This is a genomic window from Angustibacter speluncae (assembly GCF_054777815.1).
In genome coordinates this window covers 1-16,201 of record NZ_BAAHAF010000035.1, presented here as the reverse complement: position 1 = coordinate 16,201, position 16,201 = coordinate 1, and the positions used below count along the sequence as shown (strand labels likewise).

The window sequence follows — 16,201 nt, the reverse complement described above, 5'->3', positions numbered from 1 at the left end:
AGCAGGGGGACGCGTGCTCTTGACAACGGGTGGGCGGACGGTGCGCGGGGGCGGCGCGTGGTGGGAGCAGCGGCTGCTCGCGGCGGCCAACCCGGGGCTGTCGGCGCTGGTGGCCACCGGCCGCACCCTGGGCCCGGTGCGCGGTGGCGTGCTGCGCGTCCCGCGCCTCGGCGTCGTGGTCACCGACGCCGTGCTGATCCGCGAGGTGCTGAAGGACTACCGCTCGACCTCGCTGCTCGGCGAGGGCGGCGTGGGGCACCTGTGGGCGCAGGTGCTGGGCGAGTGGGTGCTCGACTCCTTCGACGGACCGGGCCACGTCGACCTGCGCCGGCGCTCCCGCGACCTGTTCACCGAGGCGAACGCGGCCGGCATCGTCGGTCCGGTCTTCGACGGCCCGGTGGGGCGCGCGGTCGCCCGGCTCGAGGGCGGCGGGACGCTCGACGTCGCCGCCCTCGCCCGCGAGCTGGTCGGCCGGATGGTCGTCTCGCTGCTGGGGCTGCGGCTGCCCGACCTGGCCGACGACGACGCCGACCCCGCGCCGTACCTCGAGGTGTACGCGGCAGGCGAGCGGCTGGCCGGGCTCGCGGTCGGCACCCAGGCGAGCACCCACCTGTCCGACGACACGGTCGCGAGGGCGCGCGAGCTCGTCGGCGAGCTGACCCGCGACGTGCCGCAGGCGTTCCGCGAGAGCGGTCCCGACACCCTGCTCGGTCGCTGCCGCGAGATGGGCCTGTCCGAGCGCGAGTCGACCGGGCTCGCCACGCTGCTGCTGGTCGCCGGCACCGAGACGGCGGCGAGCGCGATGGGCCGCACGGTCGCGCTGCTGGCCGACACGGGCCAGGTCGCCGACGTCGTCGCCGACCCGTCCCTCGTCCCGGACGCCGTGCGCGAGGGCCTGCGGGTCAGCACGCCGGCCCCGGTGATCGGACGGAACATCGTGCGCGACACCAGGATCGGACGCCTCGACGTCAGGGCCGGCGAGCGCGTCGTGCTGCTCACCTACGTCGCCGACAACGTCACCGGCGCGTTCGACGTGCACCGCCCGTACGACCCGTCGACCCGCCAGCTGTGGTTCGGCGCCGGCCGCCACCTGTGCCTGGGAGCGCCGGTCGCGAAGGCCGAGATCGCGCACGTGGTGGGGGCTCTGGCCGGCACGGGACGCCGGTGGCGGGTCGTGCGCCGCGACCCCGCCCGGCGCGCGCTGATCCCCACCTACGCCCGGCTGGACGTCGAGCTCGTCTAGCCCCGTCCCCCCTTCCCGATCCGCCGTGTTCCCGGGCGTTCGCGCGTGTCGCACCCCGACAAGGCGGCGATCCGGAGTGCGGTGACCTCAGTCGCCCGCCCGGGTCACGCGGACGTCGGGCACCTCGATCGCCAGCGCGGTCTCGAGGGCGCGCACCTGGTCGGTGAGCGCATCCTCCGGGACCAGTGCCTCGCCCGGGAACACCCGCACCGCGAGGACGCGCCGCCGTCCCGACCCCTCGAACCGCCACGACGCGCGCAGCCGCCCGTCGTGCAGCAGGACGCAGGCGAACAGGCCGTTGCCCTGCGTCCAGTACCAGGGCAGGTGGGCCTCGTCGACGAAGCGCTGCCGCCGCTTGCTGTCGCGGCCCATCAGCAGCCCGTCGAACTCCGGGAGCAGCCGGGTGCCCGGGTCGGGATCGCCGCCGCGGACGCCGTCGGCCAGGTCGAGGTAGGTCTCGCCGTCCGGGCCGGGCCGTCCGACCAGCTCGTCGCCGAGCGCCGCGACAGCCGCGTCGACGTCGGTGAGCCGGTCGCCGGTGAACCACGCGACGTCGCGCCGGCTCGACGGACCGAACCAGCGCACGTGCCCGCGCACCACCTCGACCAGCGCGGCCCGCGGGTCGGCCACGACCCGCTCGCGCGGACGGGACAGCAGCTCGGCCGCCGAGCGGTACACCGGCGCGGTCTGCCGGTCCCACGCCGACGACGCCAGCGGCCGCCGCACCAGGGCGCTGTGGCCGTGGGCGAGGCCCCGCGCGAACGAGTCCAGCTCGTCGGCCCGCGGGTGCCCGAGCTCGCGGAGCCGGTCGGCGAGGTGCTCCCGCAGCTCGTCGGGCGTGCGCCACCCGCCGGTGGCGAGCTCCTCCACCGAGGCGCGGACGGCGAGCGCGTCCTCGAGCGGGAGGCCGAGCCCGCGCTGCCACCACGCGGCCAGCGTGCGCCGCGAGACGGCGTCGAGCAGCTCGTGCTGCGGCACCGTGCTGGTGTGCACCGTGCCCCGCACCGACGTCCCGCGCACGAGCCGGTGCGACTCGTACGCCTCGACGACGGCGTCGCGTGCGACGCCCGGCAGCCGCGACGACGCGGTCACGAACGGCGAGCGCGCCACCTGCGACTGCACCGGCCCGACCCGGTCGACGAGCTCGACCACGGCGTCGGCGCCGCGTCCGCGCACCGACGGGAACTGGCGGCGCAGGGTGGCGCGGGCGAGCTGCTCCCAGGTGTACGGGCGGAGCACGTCAGGCCGGTGCGGACGACCCGAGCCGGGTGGCCTCGTCGTCGACCCACAGGCCGACCAGGCCGCGGAAGTGGTCCATGAACCGGTCCTGCTCGTGCGGCGGGTACGTCGCCTGGACGGTGTCGCGCAGCAGCCGCTCGAACGACGGGCCCTGCACCCACTCGTGCACCCGCTCGGGCACGTGGGCGAGCTCGCCGGCGCAGAACTCGGCGTACCGGTCGGCCTCGAAGTGCTCGTCGGCCAGCGCCAGGTAGGCGTCGACCTTCTCCTCGTAGCTGCGGTCGGAGTCGGCGACCTCGAAGTACCGGGCGGTGCGCAGGTCGAGCTGCGGCTGCCGGCCGCGGAGGAGCGCGAACACCGACCAGCGGACGAGCGCCGTGATCGCCCACGGGAAGTAGTAGTGCAGCGAGGTGACCGCGACGTCGGGGCACGCGTTCGCGTAGTCGATCGGGTAGACCTCGTCGCCGGCGACGAGCATCTCGGCCGAGTTGAAGTCCCAGCCGAAGAAGGCGTTCACGATCCGGCTGATCGCCGCGCACTCGTGACCCGCCTTCGGCGAGAGGAACTCGTACGCCACGGCGTAGCGCTCGTGCATCGGCTTGTCGGGCTGGAACCGCATCACCATCGTCTCGGGCCCGATCGACAGCGCCCGCGCGAACTCGTCGTAGTCGACGGTGGCCTGCAGGTGCATGAGCATCTGCCCGGACTCGTCGTAGGCGCGGTGCAGGTCGGCGCGGTCCTCGATGCGCGAGACGCCGCGCCACCCGCCGCCGTCGAACGGCTTCATGTACAGCGGGTACCCGAGGTCGTCGGCGATCGCGTCGAGGTCGAAGGACTGGTTGTACTTCTCGGACGTGTACGCCCAGCGCACGTTGTCGACCGGGTTCTTGTACGGGACGAGCACGGTGCGCGGCACCTTGAGCCCGAGGCGAAGCATCGCGCAGTACGCGCTGTGCTTCTCCATCGACTGGAACGTGAACGGCGAGTTCAGCAGGTAGGTGCCGTTCATCAGCGCGGCCTTCTTCAGCCACTCGCGCGGGTGGTAGTACCAGTAGGCGAGCCGGTCGATCACCAGGTCGGGCCGCGCGGGGTCGGTGAGCTCGAACGGCTCGATGGTGAGCCGTTCGCTCGCGACCTCGTGGGTGCGGCCGCCGTGGGCGACGGGGCCCACCGTGCGCAGCACGTGCTCGAAGGCGGTCGGCCAGTCCTCCTCGGCGCCGAGGAGCAGACCGATCAGGTGCGTGGTGCGGTCAGCCATGGCCCGAACCTAGCGGTGACGCGCACCGCCGACCAGTGGTCAGAGCAGGCGCGGCAGGTGGTGGGCGACCTGCCGCTGCCACCACGGCCAGTCGTGCGCGCTGTCGTGCCCCCACTCGTCGAGCTCGCACCAGATGCCCTTGTCCTGCAACAGCTTCGCCATGTCCCGCGTCGACGGCAGCGACCCGGTGGGGTGCACCTCCCACGGACCCTGGCCGACCACGAGCACCGTGCGCAGCCGCGAGCGGAGCCAGTCGAGGTGGTCGCCGTCGAGGTTCCGCACGTAGTCGGTGGGGTTGGTGAAGTAGGCGGCGTCGCCGCGCTCGCCCCAGGCGTGCCAGGCCGACGGGTCGTAGCTGCCCGAGAGCGCGAGCACGCGGTCGACCACGTCGGCGTGCCGCAGCCCGAGCGAGAGCGCGTGGAAGGCGCCGAGGCTGCAGCCGGTGGCCACCAGGCCGCGACCGTCGTCGCCGGACCCGGGGCTGTCCTGGCGGACGAACGGCACGACCGCACCGAGCAGCCAGCCCTCGTAGTCCTGGTGCCGGCGGGCTCGCTGCTCCAGGGACGCGCCGCGGTCGCTCCACGACAGGTGGTCGAAGGAGTCGACGCAGTAGAGCTTGACCCGGCCCTCGTCGAGCAGCGGGCGCAGGGCGTCGACCATGCCGTTGTTCTCGTAGTCCCACGCCCGGCCCTGCTCGGACGGGAACACGAGCACCGGCTGCCCGTAGTGGCCGTACCGGACCACGGTGCCGGGCCGGTCCATCCCGATGGTGCCGAGCTCCACCTGCTCGCGGTCGGTCACGGTGCCTCCTCGCTCACGACGCGGTCTCGGTCCAGAGCCGCCGCAGCAGGGTGCCCAGCCGCGGGTCGAGCACGTCGCGCCACGACGTGTAGTTGTGCATGTCGGGGTGCTCCACCCAGTCGACGTCGAGACCCAGCGACGACAGGTGGGCCGACATCACCCGGTTGCAGTGCACGTTCTCCTCGGTGGCGCCGCACGACATCGCGACCAGCGGGGTCGACGGCGCCTCGGTCGCCGCCAGCACCTCGGCGACGAAACCGGTGACCTCGGCGAAGAACTCGAAGCGGCTCTCCTGCGGGTCGGTCGTCGGGGTGAAGAACGAGCCGGACTGCAGCAGCAGGGCGCCGAACGTGCCCGGGTGCGTCCACTCGGCGTGCAGCGCCGCGAGCGCGCCGAGGCTCGCACCCGAGAGCGCGAGATCGCCCGAGACGGCGTAGGTCTCGCGCAGGAACGGGACGACGTGCTCGACGAGCGCGGCCGCGTAGCCCGGGTTCGCGGCGTACCGGCGGTTGCGCTCCCCCGGCACCAGCAGGGCCACCCGCATCGGCGGCAGCTCCTGGGTGGCCACCCCGGCCCCGACGAAGTGCGTCAGGCCCGCGAACAGCGCGAACTCGGGCCCGTCGTGCGCCAGCAGCAGCGGCAGCGGCAGCGTGGGACCTGCGCCTTCGGGCGCCCAGACCATCAGCTGCACCTCGCCGACCGGCGTGCCCTCCACGACGTGGTCGGTCACCGTCCAGGGCACCGACTCGGTCTCGGTCCACGCGGGCACCTGGTAGCCGGGCAGTGCGAGCCAGCTCTTGTCGCCGAACGCCCCGCCGACGACGTTCGGGTTGGTCGGGTCCAGCACCCAGACCTCGTCGCCTCCCGTCGTCACGCCCTGGAGCTTGTACTCGAGCCGGTGCACCGACGGGCGCGGCAGCCGCAGCTCCCACCCGCCCTCGACCCGCTCGAAGTCGAGCTGGTCGCCCGGCACCCCGATCTCCTGCCAGAGCCGCAGGGATGCCAGCTCGCCGTCGGGGTCGGCGTAGCGGAACACCAGCTCGTTGCCCTCGGTGCCGCTCACCCAGCCGGGATCGTCCGACGAGGGCGTCGCGCTCGGCGCGACGTCGGACGGGACCGGCATCCGTCCACGGTATCCGCCCGGCCCGCTGCCGCGAGGCGGGACGCTCAGGGCTGGGGGTCGCGGGCGTCGTAGGCCCAGAACCGCGGCTGGCGCACGGCCAGCAGCACGGTGACGACCAGCACGGCCAGGCCGCCCGCGATCGCCGCCCAGGCCTCGGTGGTCAGGTCGCCGAGCGTCCCGAGCACGAGGTCGCCCAGGCGCGGGCCGCCCGCCACGACGACGATGAACACGCCCTGGAGCCGGCCGCGCATCGAGTCGGGGGTGGCGGTCTGCAGGATCGTGGTGCGGAACACCGCCGACACCGTGTCGCTCGCGCCGGCCGCCGCCAGGCACGCGGCGGCCGGCCAGATCGTCCAGTGCGGGCCTCCGCCGGGCGGGGGGCCAGGAGCGAGCGCCACCACGACGCCGAAGGCGGCCACCCAGGTGCCCCACGAGAGCACCGCCAGCACGACCGCCCGCCCCTGGTACCGGACGTTGCCGAGCGGGCCCGACAGCAGGCCCGCGAGCACGGTGCCGGCCGCGAGACCGGCCGACAGCACGCCGACCGTGAACGCGCCGCCGCCGATGAGCGCGGCGCCGATCGCGGGGAACAGCACCCGCGGCATGCCCAGGATCATCGCGCCGAGGTCGACCAGGAAGGTCATCCGGACGTTGGGCCGGGTGCCGAGGTAGCGCAGGCCCTCGACGACCGAGCGCAGGCCGGGCGGGCTCGTCTGCCCCTGCGGCGGCACCGACGGCAGGCCGACCAGCAGGACGAGGGTGACCACGAGCAGCGCCGACTCGACGGCGTACGCGGCCGTGTAGCCCACCCGGTCGATGAGCACGGCGGCCAGCAGCGGGCCGATCATCAGCCCGGTGCCCATCGTCAGGCTGCCGAGCGCGTTGGCCGCGGGCATCAGCTCCGGCGGCAGGATGCGCGGCATGATCGTCGTCCGCGCGGGCTGGTTGATGCCGAACAGGCCGTTCTGGACGGCCACGAGCAGGTAGAGCACCCAGACGCTGCGCAGGTCGGCCCACGACTGCAGCGTCAGCAGCACGGCGACGGCGAAGGTGCCGGTGGTCGACAGGATCACCACCGTGCGCCGGTCGTGCGCGTCGACGACCGACCCGCCGTACAGACCCATCGCGACCAGCGGCACGAGCGCGAACAGGCCGACCAGGCCGACCGAGAACGTCGACCCGGTCACCTCGTAGACCTGCAGGCCGACGGCGGTGGTCGTCAGGTGGGTGCCGATGCCGGACAGGAACGCACCGGACCAGAGCCGCCGGTACGGGACGCTCACCCGCAGCGGGGTGACGTCGGCGAGGAGGCGGGGCACGTGCTCCATCCTCACCCGCGGCCCGGGAGGCCGCGCACCCGGGCGGACCCGCGCCCGGGCAGGGAACAGCCCACGGGGTTCCGGTCCTCACCCGAGGAGGGTCCGGCGCTCGCTGCGGACGATCAGCGACCCCGTGGGCTGCGGTGACTGCCGGAGACTGCCGGTAGTCCGCCCGTTGTGCTCAGCGGGCTGCCTAGGCGGCAGCCACCTCACGCGTCCGACTGTCATTCACGACGTGGACCACCTCCTTTCCCGTGTACGGCCACGCTACGTCGCGATCCGGACGGCGTCCACGGGGTTACCGCGATCCGGCCGCGGGCAGGTCGTGGCAGGCGTCCCACCACCGCCGGGTGAGCGCGGTGAGGAGCTCGCGGGCAGCGCTGTCGGGGAGGTCGGTCGTGGTGCAGATCGCCTGCACGTACGCGGCCGCGTCCGGCGGGGTCACCAGCGCGACGCTGTGTCGGACGGTGCGGCCGTCCACGACGTCCCAGCCGTTCTTGTGCGCCACATCGGTGCCGGGCGGGAGCCCGGCGACCACGTCGTCGGTGTGCTCGTTCGCGCGCAGCAGGGCGAGCGCGTGCGCGGTGCCGGCGGCGTCGAGCAGGCGCCCGCCCGCGAGCGCACCGAGCAGCACCGCGAGGTCGCGCGGCGTGGTCGCCAGCACGAGACCGGCGCGCGCGGCCGGCACGTCGTCGACGAGCCGGTCGACGGCGGTGGCGGTGCAGCCGGCGTCGGCGAGCACCTCGCGCACCGGGCCGAGCCCGGTGGCCTCGAGGACGAGGTCGGTGGCCAGGTTGGACGAGCGCACGACCATCCGCTCCACCAGCCACGACGCCGGGACGGACGAGCCGACCGCGTCCCAGACGTCCTCGTCGTCGTCCTCCTCGCGCAGGACGGCGAACCGCTCGCCCGGGACCGCGGACGCGAACGCGGGGTGCACCGGCACCGGGCGCGACGAGACGTGCAGCCCGGCCCGCGCCGCGGCCGCGAGCACGGCGACCTTCACCGTGCTGGCCGCGGGGTGCACGACGTCGGCACCGCTCTCGTCCCACGCGGGGACGCCCGGCGCGGCGCCCGCCGGACCCACCCACCAGCCGACGCCGTCGGGCAGGACCTTCACAGGACGCTCACCCGCGGGAGTCTGCCCCGTCGCGCATACTGCCGGGGTGCTGACCGAGCTGCGCCGCCCCCGACCGCTCGTGCACGGCGACACCGTCCGCGTGGTCGCGCCGGCCGGCCCGATCGACCCCGACCGGCTGCAGGTCGGGGCGCACCTGCTGGAGTCGTGGGGGCTGCAGGTCGAGGTCGGGGAGCACGTCCTCGGCCGGCACCGCAACGGCTACCTCGCGGGCACCGACGGCGAGCGCGCCAGCGACTTCGTCCGCGCCTGGTGCGACCCGCACGTGGCCGCGGTGCTCTGCGCCCGCGGCGGGTACGGCGTGCACCGCATGCTCGACCAGGTCGACTGGTCGGCCCTGCGCGCGGCGCGCCACGACGAGCCCCCGCCGTTCCTGGTCGGCTTCAGCGACGTCACCGCGCTGCACGAGGCGGTCTCGGTCGAGCTCGGCGTCGCCACCCTGCTCGGGCCGATGGTCGCCTCGCACCGGTTCCACGACGACCCGGTGTCGCAGGAGCACCTGCGCGAGACGCTGTTCGGCAAGGACCCCGGCCCGGTCGGCGGCGACGACGTGCGCACCCTGGTGCCGGGCACGGCCGAGGGCGTCGTGGTCGGTGGCACCGCGACCCTGCTCGCCGCCGGCGTCGGCGCCCGGTCCTCCCGCCGGTCCGCGGCGGGGACGCTGCTCGTGCTGGAGGACGTCGACGAGCCGATGTACCGCCTCGACCGGGCCCTCACCCAGCTGCGGCGCGCGGGCGCGCTCGACGGCGTGGCCGGCGTCGTCGGCGGCACGTGGTGGGGCTGCGGGTCGCCGGACTCGGTCGACGAGCTGCTGCTCGACCGGCTGGGCGACCTCGGCGTCCCGATGGTGAACGGGGTCGACGTCGGGCACGGCGTGCGGCACCTCACCGTCGCGCTCGGCAGCCGCGGGCGGCTCGACGCCGACCGGCGCGTGCTCGTGCCGGGGCCGGCGACGCAGGGCTGAACCCGCCCGCCCGGCGGTGTCGAGGGCGGCGCGGCCGCTCCGACGTCCCACGTGATCGACCGTAAGACCGACCGTCCGAGCGAGGAGCACCCGTGCGCTACGTCGTCCTGATCCACAGCAACCCCCAGCCGTGGGGGCACCCCACCAGCGACTACCTGGCCGAGCACCGCGCGCTGCCGCAGGCGCAGCGCGACCGGCTGCAGGCCGAGTTCGAGCGCGTGCTCGGCGAGCTGAGCGAGGCCGGCGAGCTCGTGCACGGCGAGGCGCTCGGCGACCCGTCCGCCGCGCGGCTCTACCGCTGGGCCGGCGACGAGCCGGTCGCCACCGACGGCCCGTACTCGGAGGCCAAGGAGCACCTGGCGGGCTTCTTCCTCGTCGACGTCACGCCCGAGCGCGCGCACGAGATCGGCCTGGCCTTCTCCGGCCCGGGCGAGACCGTCGAGGTGCGCCCGGTGATGTGGCCCGGTGGCGACGACGACTGACCTCGACGCCGTCGTCGAGGACGTGTGGCGGCGCGAGTCGGCGCACGTCCTCGCGGCGCTGCTCCGCCGTCACGGCGACCTCGGCGACTGCGAGGACGCCGTGCAGGAGGCGCTCGAGGCCGCTGTGCGGCAGTGGCCCGCCGACGGCGTGCCGAGCAACCCGCGGGGCTGGCTGGTGCGGGTGGCCTCGCGGCGGCTGGTCGACCGGGTGCGGTCGCGGACGGCGCGGGAGCGGCGCGAGGTGGCCGACGCCGTCGCGCTGCGGGTCGACGACCCGGTCGGTGCGGCCCGTGCCGGCGCGGACGCCGAGGGGGCCGACGCCGACGACACGCTGCGGCTCATGCTGCTGTGCTGCCACGACTCGCTCAGCCGTCCCTCGCAGGTGGCGCTCACGCTGCGGTGCGTCGCGGGCCTGACCACCGAGCAGGTGGCCGCCGCCTACCTGGTGCCGGTGCCGACGATGGCCCAGCGCCTGAGCCGGGCGCGGGCGGTGCTCCGCGACGGCGGCGCCCGGTTCGAGCTGCCCTCGCCCGACGCGCTGCCGGCCCGGGTGGGCGCCGTCCTCGACGTCTGCCACGCCACCTTCACCCAGGGCTACGCGCTGAGCGGCGGCGACGCGGTGGTCGACGCCGACCTGGCCGGCGAGGCGGTGCGGGTCACCCGGCTGCTGCTGGCCGCCGTCCCCGACCACGCCGAGGTGGCGGGGGCGCTCGCGCTCATGCTGCTCACCCACGCCCGCACGCCGGCCCGCACCGACGGTGCGGGCGACCTGGTGCCGCTGCGCGACCAGGACCGCGCCCGCTGGGACGCCGCGATGACCGCCGAGGGCCTGGCGCTGCTGGAGCGGACGCTGCCGCGCGGCCACGTCGGCCGCTACCAGCTCGAGGCCTCGATCGCCGCCGTCCACGCGCAGGCGCGGCGGTGGGACGAGACCGACTGGCACCAGATCGCGCTGCTGTACGCGATGCTGCACGATGTGGCGCCGTCGTCGGCCGTGACGCTGAACCGCGCTGTGGCGGTGGCGATGTCGCGCACGCCGCAGGAGGGTCTCGCCCTGCTCGCGCCGCTGCTCGCGGACCCGTCGACCCGCCGGCTGCACCGCGTGCACGCCGTGCGCGCGCACCTGCTCGAGGACGTCGGCGACCTGCCCGCCGCGGCGGACGCCTACCGAGAGGCCGCCCGGCTCACCGCGAGCCGGCCGGAGCAGCGCTACCTGCACCGCCGGGCCGAGCGGGTGGTAGCGCGTTGACTCAGGGCTGGAGCCGCGTCCCCGTCCACCGGGTCGGGTCGTCGAGCAGCGCGGGCTGGTCGTCGGCCGCCGTCCACAGCCAGCGGTCGTGCAGCCGCGAGCGCTGCCCGGCCCAGAGCTCGATCGCGCGCGGCCGGACGCGGTACCCGCCCCAGAAGTCCGGCAGCGGCAGCACCTCCTGGCCCTCGAACCGGCGCTCGACGTCGGCGACGGCGGCCTCGAGGTCGGCCCGCGAGGCCAGCGGCTCGGACTGCATCGACGCCCAGGCCGCGACCTGCGAGCCGCGGGGCCGCGAGGTGAAGTACGCGAGCGTGTCCTCCTCGCTCACCCGCTCGACCTCGCCGCGCGCCCGGATCTGCCGGTGCATCGCGTGCCAGAGCAGCACCACCGAGGCGACCGGCCGGGCGGCGAGCTCGCGTCCCTTCGCCGACGTGGTGGCGGTGAAGAACACGAGGCCGCGGGCGTCCAGGTGCTTCAGCAGCACCGTGCGCGCGTCGGGCGCACCCAGCTCGTCGACGGTCGCGACGACCATCGCGCCCGGCTCGACGACGCGCTCGTCCTCGCTCGCCTCGAGGTACCAGGTGCTCATCGCCTCGAGCGGCGTGCCGGACGTCAGGACGTCCGGGATGTGCTCGCTGCTGTAGTCGATGCGGGCGCTCGGGTCGACGACCCCGTCGTGAGCCATGTGCCCGACCCTAACCAGCGCGGCGGGACCCGGCCCTTCGTCCCGGCGGCGGACTGGACCATGATGGGCGCGGCACCACGGGCCGGCGACGACGCCGCGCACCGTCCGGGCCAGGAGAGGGGAACCCATGGCAGCGCAGGCCGACCCGTCGTTCGTCCCGGGGCTCGAGGGCGTCGTCGCGTTCGAGAGCGAGATCGCCGAGCCCGACAAGGACGGCGGCGCGCTGCGGTACCGCGGCGTCGACATCGACGACCTGGTCGGACGGGTGTCGTACGGGCACGTGTGGGGCCTGCTCGTCGACGACGCCTTCAACCCCGGCCTGCCGCCGGCCGAGCCGTTCCCGCTGCCGGTGCACACCGGCGACGTGCGGGTCGACGTGCAGAGCGCCCTCGCGCAGCTGGCGCCGATCTGGGGCTTCCGCCCGCTGCTCGACATCGACGAGGGGCAGGCCCGCGACGACCTCGCCCGCGCGTCGGTGATGGCGCTGTCGTTCGTGGCGCAGTCGGCCCGCGGCCAGGACCGGCCGATGGTGCCGCAGCGCGAGGTCGACAAGGCGGGCACGATCACCGAGCGGTTCATGATCCGCTGGCGCGGCGAGCCCGACCCGCGCCACGTCGAGGCCGTCGACGCCTACTGGGTGTCGGCCGCCGAGCACGGCATGAACGCCTCGACCTTCACCAGCCGCGTGATCGCCTCGACCGGCGCGGACGTCGCGGCGTGCCTGTCCGGCGCGGTCGCGGCGATGAGCGGTCCGCTGCACGGCGGCGCCCCGTCGCGGGTGCTCTACATGCTCGAGGGCGTCGAGCGCACCGGCGACGCCCGCGCCTACGTGCGCGAGGTGCTCGACAAGGGCGAGCGGCTGATGGGCTTCGGGCACCGCGTCTACCGGGCCGAGGACCCGCGCGCCCGCGTGCTGCGCGAGACCTGCCGGCGGCTCGACGCGCCGCGGTTCGAGGTGGCCGCCGCGCTCGAGGAGGCCGCGCTGGCCGAGCTGCACGAGCGGCGTCCCGACCGGGTGCTCGCGACCAACGTGGAGTTCTGGGCGGCCGTCGTCCTCGACTTCGCCGAGGTGCCCGCCTCGATGTTCACGCCGATGTTCAGCTGCGCCCGCACGGCCGGCTGGTCGGCGCACGTGCTCGAGCAGAAGCGCACCGGCCGGCTCGTGCGCCCGTCCGCCCGGTACGTGGGGCACGGCCCGCGCGGGGTCGACGCCGTCACCGGCTGGCCCGTCGCCTGAGACGCGCCGCCGCCCCACGGCGGCGGTGCGGCAGGATGGCGGCGTGAGCACGACGACGCCGCCGATCGAGATCCCCGCCGGCCTGCTGCCCCGCGACGGGCGGTTCGGCTCCGGGCCCAGCAAGGTGCGCCCCGAGCAGGTCGACGCCCTGCGCGCGCAGGCCACCACGCTGCTCGGCACCTCGCACCGGCAGGCGCCCGTGCGCTCGCTGGTCGGGCGGGTGAGGAGCGGCCTGGCAGAGCTGTTCTCGCTCCCCGAGGGGTACGAGGTCGTGCTCGGCAACGGCGGGTCGACCCTGTTCTGGGACGTCGCGACGCTCGGCCTGGTGCGGGAGCGGTCGCAGCACCTGTCGTTCGGCGAGTTCTCGGCGAAGTTCGCGTCGTGCACGGCGGCGGCCCCGTTCCTCGCCGACCCGTCGGTGATCTCGTCGGCACCGGGCTCGCGGCCGGAACCGTTGGCGGAGAACGGTGTCGACGCCTACTGCTGGCCGCACAACGAGACCTCGACCGGTGTGACCGCGCCGGTCCACCGCGTCGACGGCGCGGCCGACGACGCCTTGGTGCTGGTCGACGCGACGTCGGGTGCCGGCGGCATCGAGGTCGACGTGTCGGCCTGCGACGTCTACTACTTCGCGCCGCAGAAGTCGTTCGCGTCCGACGGCGGGCTCTGGATCGCGCTGATGTCGCCGGCCGCCGTCGCCCGGGCCGAGGAGCTCGGTGCGTCCGGTCGGTGGATCCCGGACGGCCTGAGCCTGACCACCGCGATCAGCAACTCCCGGCTCGACCAGACCTACAACACGCCGGCCTTGGCGACGCTGGTGATGCTCGCCGAGCAGGTCGACTGGATGCTCGCCGGCGGCGGCCTGTCGTGGGCCGCGGGGCGCAGCGCGGAGTCGTCGTCGCACCTGTACGGCTGGGCCGAGGCGCACGCGCTGGCCACGCCGTTCGTGACCGACCCCGCGCACCGCTCCCCCGTGGTCGGCACCATCGATCTCGACGGGTCGGTCGACGCGCTGGCCGTCGCGGCGGTGCTGCGCGCGAACGGCGTGGTCGACACCGAGCCCTACCGCAAGCTGGGCCGCAACCAGCTGCGCGTCGCGATGTTCCCCGCGATCGACCCCGACGACGTGCGCGCACTGACCGCCTGCGTCGACCACGTGCTGGAGCGGCTCACCCCCTGAGCATGCGGGCGAGCGCCGGCTCGACCTGCCACTGCTCGACGAGCTGCTCGTACTCGGCGACCACCTCGGGGCGCGCGGGGGCGCCGGTGCGCACCGCGCGGATCATCGCGTTGCGCGGGGTGTGGGCGGAGTCGACGAACTCGACCACCTCGACGCGGTAGCCGTGCTGGCGCAGCAGCAGCGAGCGCAGGGCATCGGTGAGCACGTCGGCGAACCGCTCGCGCAGGATCGGGTGGCGCACGAGCGCGCCGTACGGCGAGGGCGGCTCGTGGCCGGCGGCGGTGAGCTGACGCTGCACGTCGTGGTGGCAGCACGGCGCGGCGAGCACGACCGGCGCCTGCCACCGCACCGCCCGAGCGAGCGCCTCGTCGGTGGCGGTGTCGCACGCGTGCAGGGCCAGCACCACGTCCGGGTCGCCGCCGAGCACGGGACGCGGGTCCGCGTCCGCGATGGTGCCGGGCACGAGCTCGAGACCCTCGAGGCCCGCGTCGCGGGCCCGCTCGGCGCTGCGCTCGACGAGGTCCTCGCGCAGCTCGACGCCGACCGTGCGCGTGCCCGGGCGCACGGTCGACAGGTACCGGTGCGCCCCGAAGGTCAGGTAGGCGTTGCCGCAGCCGAGGTCGACGACCCGCAGCGGCCCGTCGCCGATCGCTCCCACCTTGCGCGCCCGGGCGAGCACGGTCTCGGTCGAGCGCAGGAACGCGTCGACCTGCCGTCGCTTGTCGCCGTCCGCACCGAGCACCGCGAACAGCGGGTCGGACGGGTCGAGCAGCCGCTCCTTGGCCCGGTCGTGGGCGGTGTCGCGCGGCCGTCCCGCCGCGGGCCCCTCGTGCAGCAGGGCGTCGCCGCGCTTGGTCACCCGCACCTGGAGGGTCGCGGTGGTGGTCTCCACGTGCCAGTGGCGGTACGGCAGCGCGAGGGCCTCGTCGACGGCACCGGCGAGGGCGTCCGCGTCGCGCGCCGGGACGGTGCGCGGGGTGACCCGGGGGCCGGTGCGCCCCGTCAGCTGCAGCGCCGGGCCGTCCTTGAGGTCGACCGGACGCACCTCGAGCCGCTCCGGGTCCGGCGGCGCGGCGCCCCGAACGCGACCGCTCGCCACGGCGCGCACCAGGTGCTCGACGTCGAGCAGGGCGTCGCGCAGCCGCGCCACGACGGAGTCCTCGAGCGGCATCGCGTCCCTTCCCTGGTGGTCCGACCGGGCCCACCGTAGGACCGGGGCGGCCGGGCGGCGTCCCGGTGGCGGCGCGTGACCTGCGGCCCCACCATCCGTTGTACCTCCTGACCGGGGGTGGACGACGGGCCGACGAGGGCCCGGGAGGAGGCCGCGCCGATGGGTGCCGGGACCGGACCGAGCACGGGACGCCGCACGCTGCGCCTGGACGCCGGCAGGATCGCCGCGGTCGTCCCGGTCGCCGTCCTGCTCGCCGCGGGCTCCGCGGTGGCGGTCGGTGGTGGACCTGCGGCGACGGAGGGGCTGCGGGTCCCCGACCGGGCCGTCGAGGCGCCGAGCGGCGCGTCCGGCGCCGCGCTCGACGACGACGGCGGCTTCGTGCGCGTGCCGGGCGGCGCCGGTCCGGTGCTGCCGGCGGCCGGTTCCGGACCGTCGGCCCAGGGCGGCAGCGGCGGGCAGGTGCGCATCGACCGCGGCGGCATCCCCGCGCGGGCCCTGGTCGCCTACCAGCAGGCCGAGCGGCTGCTCGCCGCCGGCGACCCCGGGTGCCACCTCGACTGGGCGCTGGTCGCGGCGATCGGGCGCGTCGAGTCCTCGCACGGGCGCTTCGGCGGGAACGCCCTCGGTACGGACGGCGTGGCGCGTCCCGGCATCATCGGCATCGCGCTCGACGGCAGCCGGGGCACTGCGCGGATCCTCGACACCGACGGCGGCCGCCACGACCGCGACACGCGCTTCGACCGCGCGGTGGGGCCGATGCAGTTCATCCCGGGCACGTGGTCGTCCGTCGGCGTCGACGCCGACCGCGACGGCGCGCGCGACCCGCAGGACGTCGACGACGCCGCGGCCGCCACCGGGGTCTACCTGTGCTCGGGCCCGGGCGATCTTCGCCAGCGGTCCGACCGCGAGCGCGCGGTGTTCCGCTACAACCACTCCGACGAGTACGTGCGCACGGTGCTCGCGATCGCCGACGCGTACGCGCGCGGTGTCGACGTCGTCGACGCCTCGGCGCTGCCGCCCGGCGCGCAGCCGGTGGGGGGATCCGCAGCCGCGCAGCGCCCGTCCGCGACGGCCGCGCCCGCTCCGGCGCCTGCTGCCAGCTCGCCGGCGGC

The 16,201-nt window shown here is 75.5% G+C and carries 15 protein-coding genes; 7 read left to right on the top strand and 8 right to left on the bottom strand.

Features of this window, described 5'->3' with window-relative positions:
• Positions 1–13: 13 nt before the first annotated feature.
• Entirely contained in the window at positions 14–1,243 is a 1,230-nt protein-coding gene (locus tag ACYVKY_RS04075) for a cytochrome P450 (RefSeq protein ID WP_460433715.1), read from the top strand.
• 87 nt (positions 1,244–1,330) lie between these two features.
• On the opposite strand, the gene ACYVKY_RS04070 is transcribed toward ACYVKY_RS04075, so the two are convergent.
• The 6 genes from ACYVKY_RS04070 to ACYVKY_RS04045 form a co-directional block, all read right to left on the bottom strand.
• Positions 1,331–2,482: a winged helix DNA-binding domain-containing protein gene (locus ACYVKY_RS04070; RefSeq protein ID WP_460433714.1), complete on the bottom strand. Its 1,152-nt coding sequence runs from the start codon at positions 2,480–2,482 to the stop codon at positions 1,331–1,333.
• Position 2,483: 1 nt separating this feature from the next.
• Complete coding sequence (locus ACYVKY_RS04065) at positions 2,484–3,740, bottom strand: ATP-grasp domain-containing protein (protein ID WP_460433713.1); 1,257 nt, start codon at positions 3,738–3,740, stop codon at positions 2,484–2,486.
• A gap of 39 nt (positions 3,741–3,779) precedes the next feature.
• Positions 3,780–4,502, bottom strand: a complete 723-nt coding sequence (locus ACYVKY_RS04060; RefSeq protein WP_460433752.1) for an esterase family protein — start codon at positions 4,500–4,502, stop codon at positions 3,780–3,782.
• A 52-nt stretch (positions 4,503–4,554) separates the two neighbouring features.
• Positions 4,555–5,664 (bottom strand): alpha/beta hydrolase, encoded by a 1,110-nt coding sequence (locus ACYVKY_RS04055; protein ID WP_460433712.1) that lies wholly within the window; start codon positions 5,662–5,664, stop codon positions 4,555–4,557.
• 44 nt (positions 5,665–5,708) lie between these two features.
• A complete protein-coding gene (locus ACYVKY_RS04050) occupies positions 5,709–6,983 on the bottom strand; it encodes an MFS transporter (RefSeq protein WP_460433711.1) in 1,275 nt (424 codons plus the stop codon).
• A 298-nt stretch (positions 6,984–7,281) separates the two neighbouring features.
• Entirely contained in the window at positions 7,282–8,103 is an 822-nt protein-coding gene (locus tag ACYVKY_RS04045; protein ID WP_460433710.1) for a serine hydrolase, read from the bottom strand.
• 49 nt (positions 8,104–8,152) lie between these two features.
• Here ACYVKY_RS04045 and ACYVKY_RS04040 point away from each other — a divergent pair, with 49 nt between their 5' ends.
• From ACYVKY_RS04040 to ACYVKY_RS04030, 3 genes are all read left to right on the top strand, one after another.
• Positions 8,153–9,085 carry a S66 peptidase family protein gene (locus ACYVKY_RS04040; protein ID WP_460433751.1) on the top strand — a complete coding sequence of 311 codons (933 nt, stop codon included), beginning with the start codon at positions 8,153–8,155 and terminating at the stop codon, positions 9,083–9,085.
• A gap of 92 nt (positions 9,086–9,177) precedes the next feature.
• Positions 9,178–9,567 (top strand): YciI family protein, encoded by a 390-nt coding sequence (locus ACYVKY_RS04035; RefSeq protein WP_460433709.1) that lies wholly within the window; start codon positions 9,178–9,180, stop codon positions 9,565–9,567.
• Positions 9,551–10,816, top strand: a complete 1,266-nt coding sequence (locus ACYVKY_RS04030) for an RNA polymerase sigma factor (RefSeq protein WP_460433708.1) — start codon at positions 9,551–9,553, stop codon at positions 10,814–10,816. Before ACYVKY_RS04035 ends, ACYVKY_RS04030 begins: the two co-directional genes overlap by 17 nt.
• 1 nt (position 10,817) lies before the next feature.
• Here the strand turns inward: ACYVKY_RS04030 and pdxH are convergent, their stop codons facing one another.
• Complete coding sequence (pdxH, locus tag ACYVKY_RS04025) at positions 10,818–11,501, bottom strand: pyridoxamine 5'-phosphate oxidase (protein ID WP_460433707.1); 684 nt, start codon at positions 11,499–11,501, stop codon at positions 10,818–10,820.
• A 127-nt stretch (positions 11,502–11,628) separates the two neighbouring features.
• Between pdxH and ACYVKY_RS04020 the strand changes: the two genes are divergently transcribed.
• Positions 11,629–12,738 (top strand): citrate synthase 2, encoded by a 1,110-nt coding sequence (locus ACYVKY_RS04020; RefSeq protein WP_460433706.1) that lies wholly within the window; start codon positions 11,629–11,631, stop codon positions 12,736–12,738.
• Positions 12,739–12,781: 43 nt separating this feature from the next.
• A complete protein-coding gene (gene serC, locus ACYVKY_RS04015; RefSeq protein ID WP_460433705.1) occupies positions 12,782–13,918 on the top strand; it encodes a PLP-dependent aminotransferase family protein in 1,137 nt (378 codons plus the stop codon).
• On the opposite strand, the gene ACYVKY_RS04010 is transcribed toward serC, so the two are convergent.
• The gene (locus ACYVKY_RS04010) at positions 13,908–15,068 is read right to left on the bottom strand and encodes a class I SAM-dependent methyltransferase (RefSeq protein ID WP_460433704.1); all 1,161 of its coding nucleotides are present in this window, start codon (positions 15,066–15,068) and stop codon (positions 13,908–13,910) included. The genes serC and ACYVKY_RS04010 overlap by 11 nt on opposite strands.
• Before the next feature lie 180 nt (positions 15,069–15,248).
• Here ACYVKY_RS04010 and ACYVKY_RS04005 point away from each other — a divergent pair.
• The coding region (locus ACYVKY_RS04005; protein ID WP_460433703.1) for a lytic transglycosylase domain-containing protein at positions 15,249–16,201 on the top strand (953 nt) is incomplete at its 3' end.

Excerpts from the sequence above, each read along its gene's own strand:
- ACYVKY_RS04065 (WP_460433713.1), bottom strand. The coding sequence starts at position 3,740 with ATGGCTGACCGCACCACGCACCTGATCGGTCTGCTCCTCGGCGCCGAG.
- ACYVKY_RS04060 (WP_460433752.1), bottom strand. The coding sequence starts at position 4,502 with ATGGACCGGCCCGGCACCGTGGTCCGGTACGGCCACTACGGGCAGCCG.
- ACYVKY_RS04055 (WP_460433712.1), bottom strand. The coding sequence starts at position 5,664 with ATGCCGGTCCCGTCCGACGTCGCGCCGAGCGCGACGCCCTCGTCGGAC.
- pdxH (WP_460433707.1), bottom strand. The coding sequence starts at position 11,501 with ATGGCTCACGACGGGGTCGTCGACCCGAGCGCCCGCATCGACTACAGC.
- ACYVKY_RS04020 (WP_460433706.1), top strand. The coding sequence starts at position 11,629 with ATGGCAGCGCAGGCCGACCCGTCGTTCGTCCCGGGGCTCGAGGGCGTC.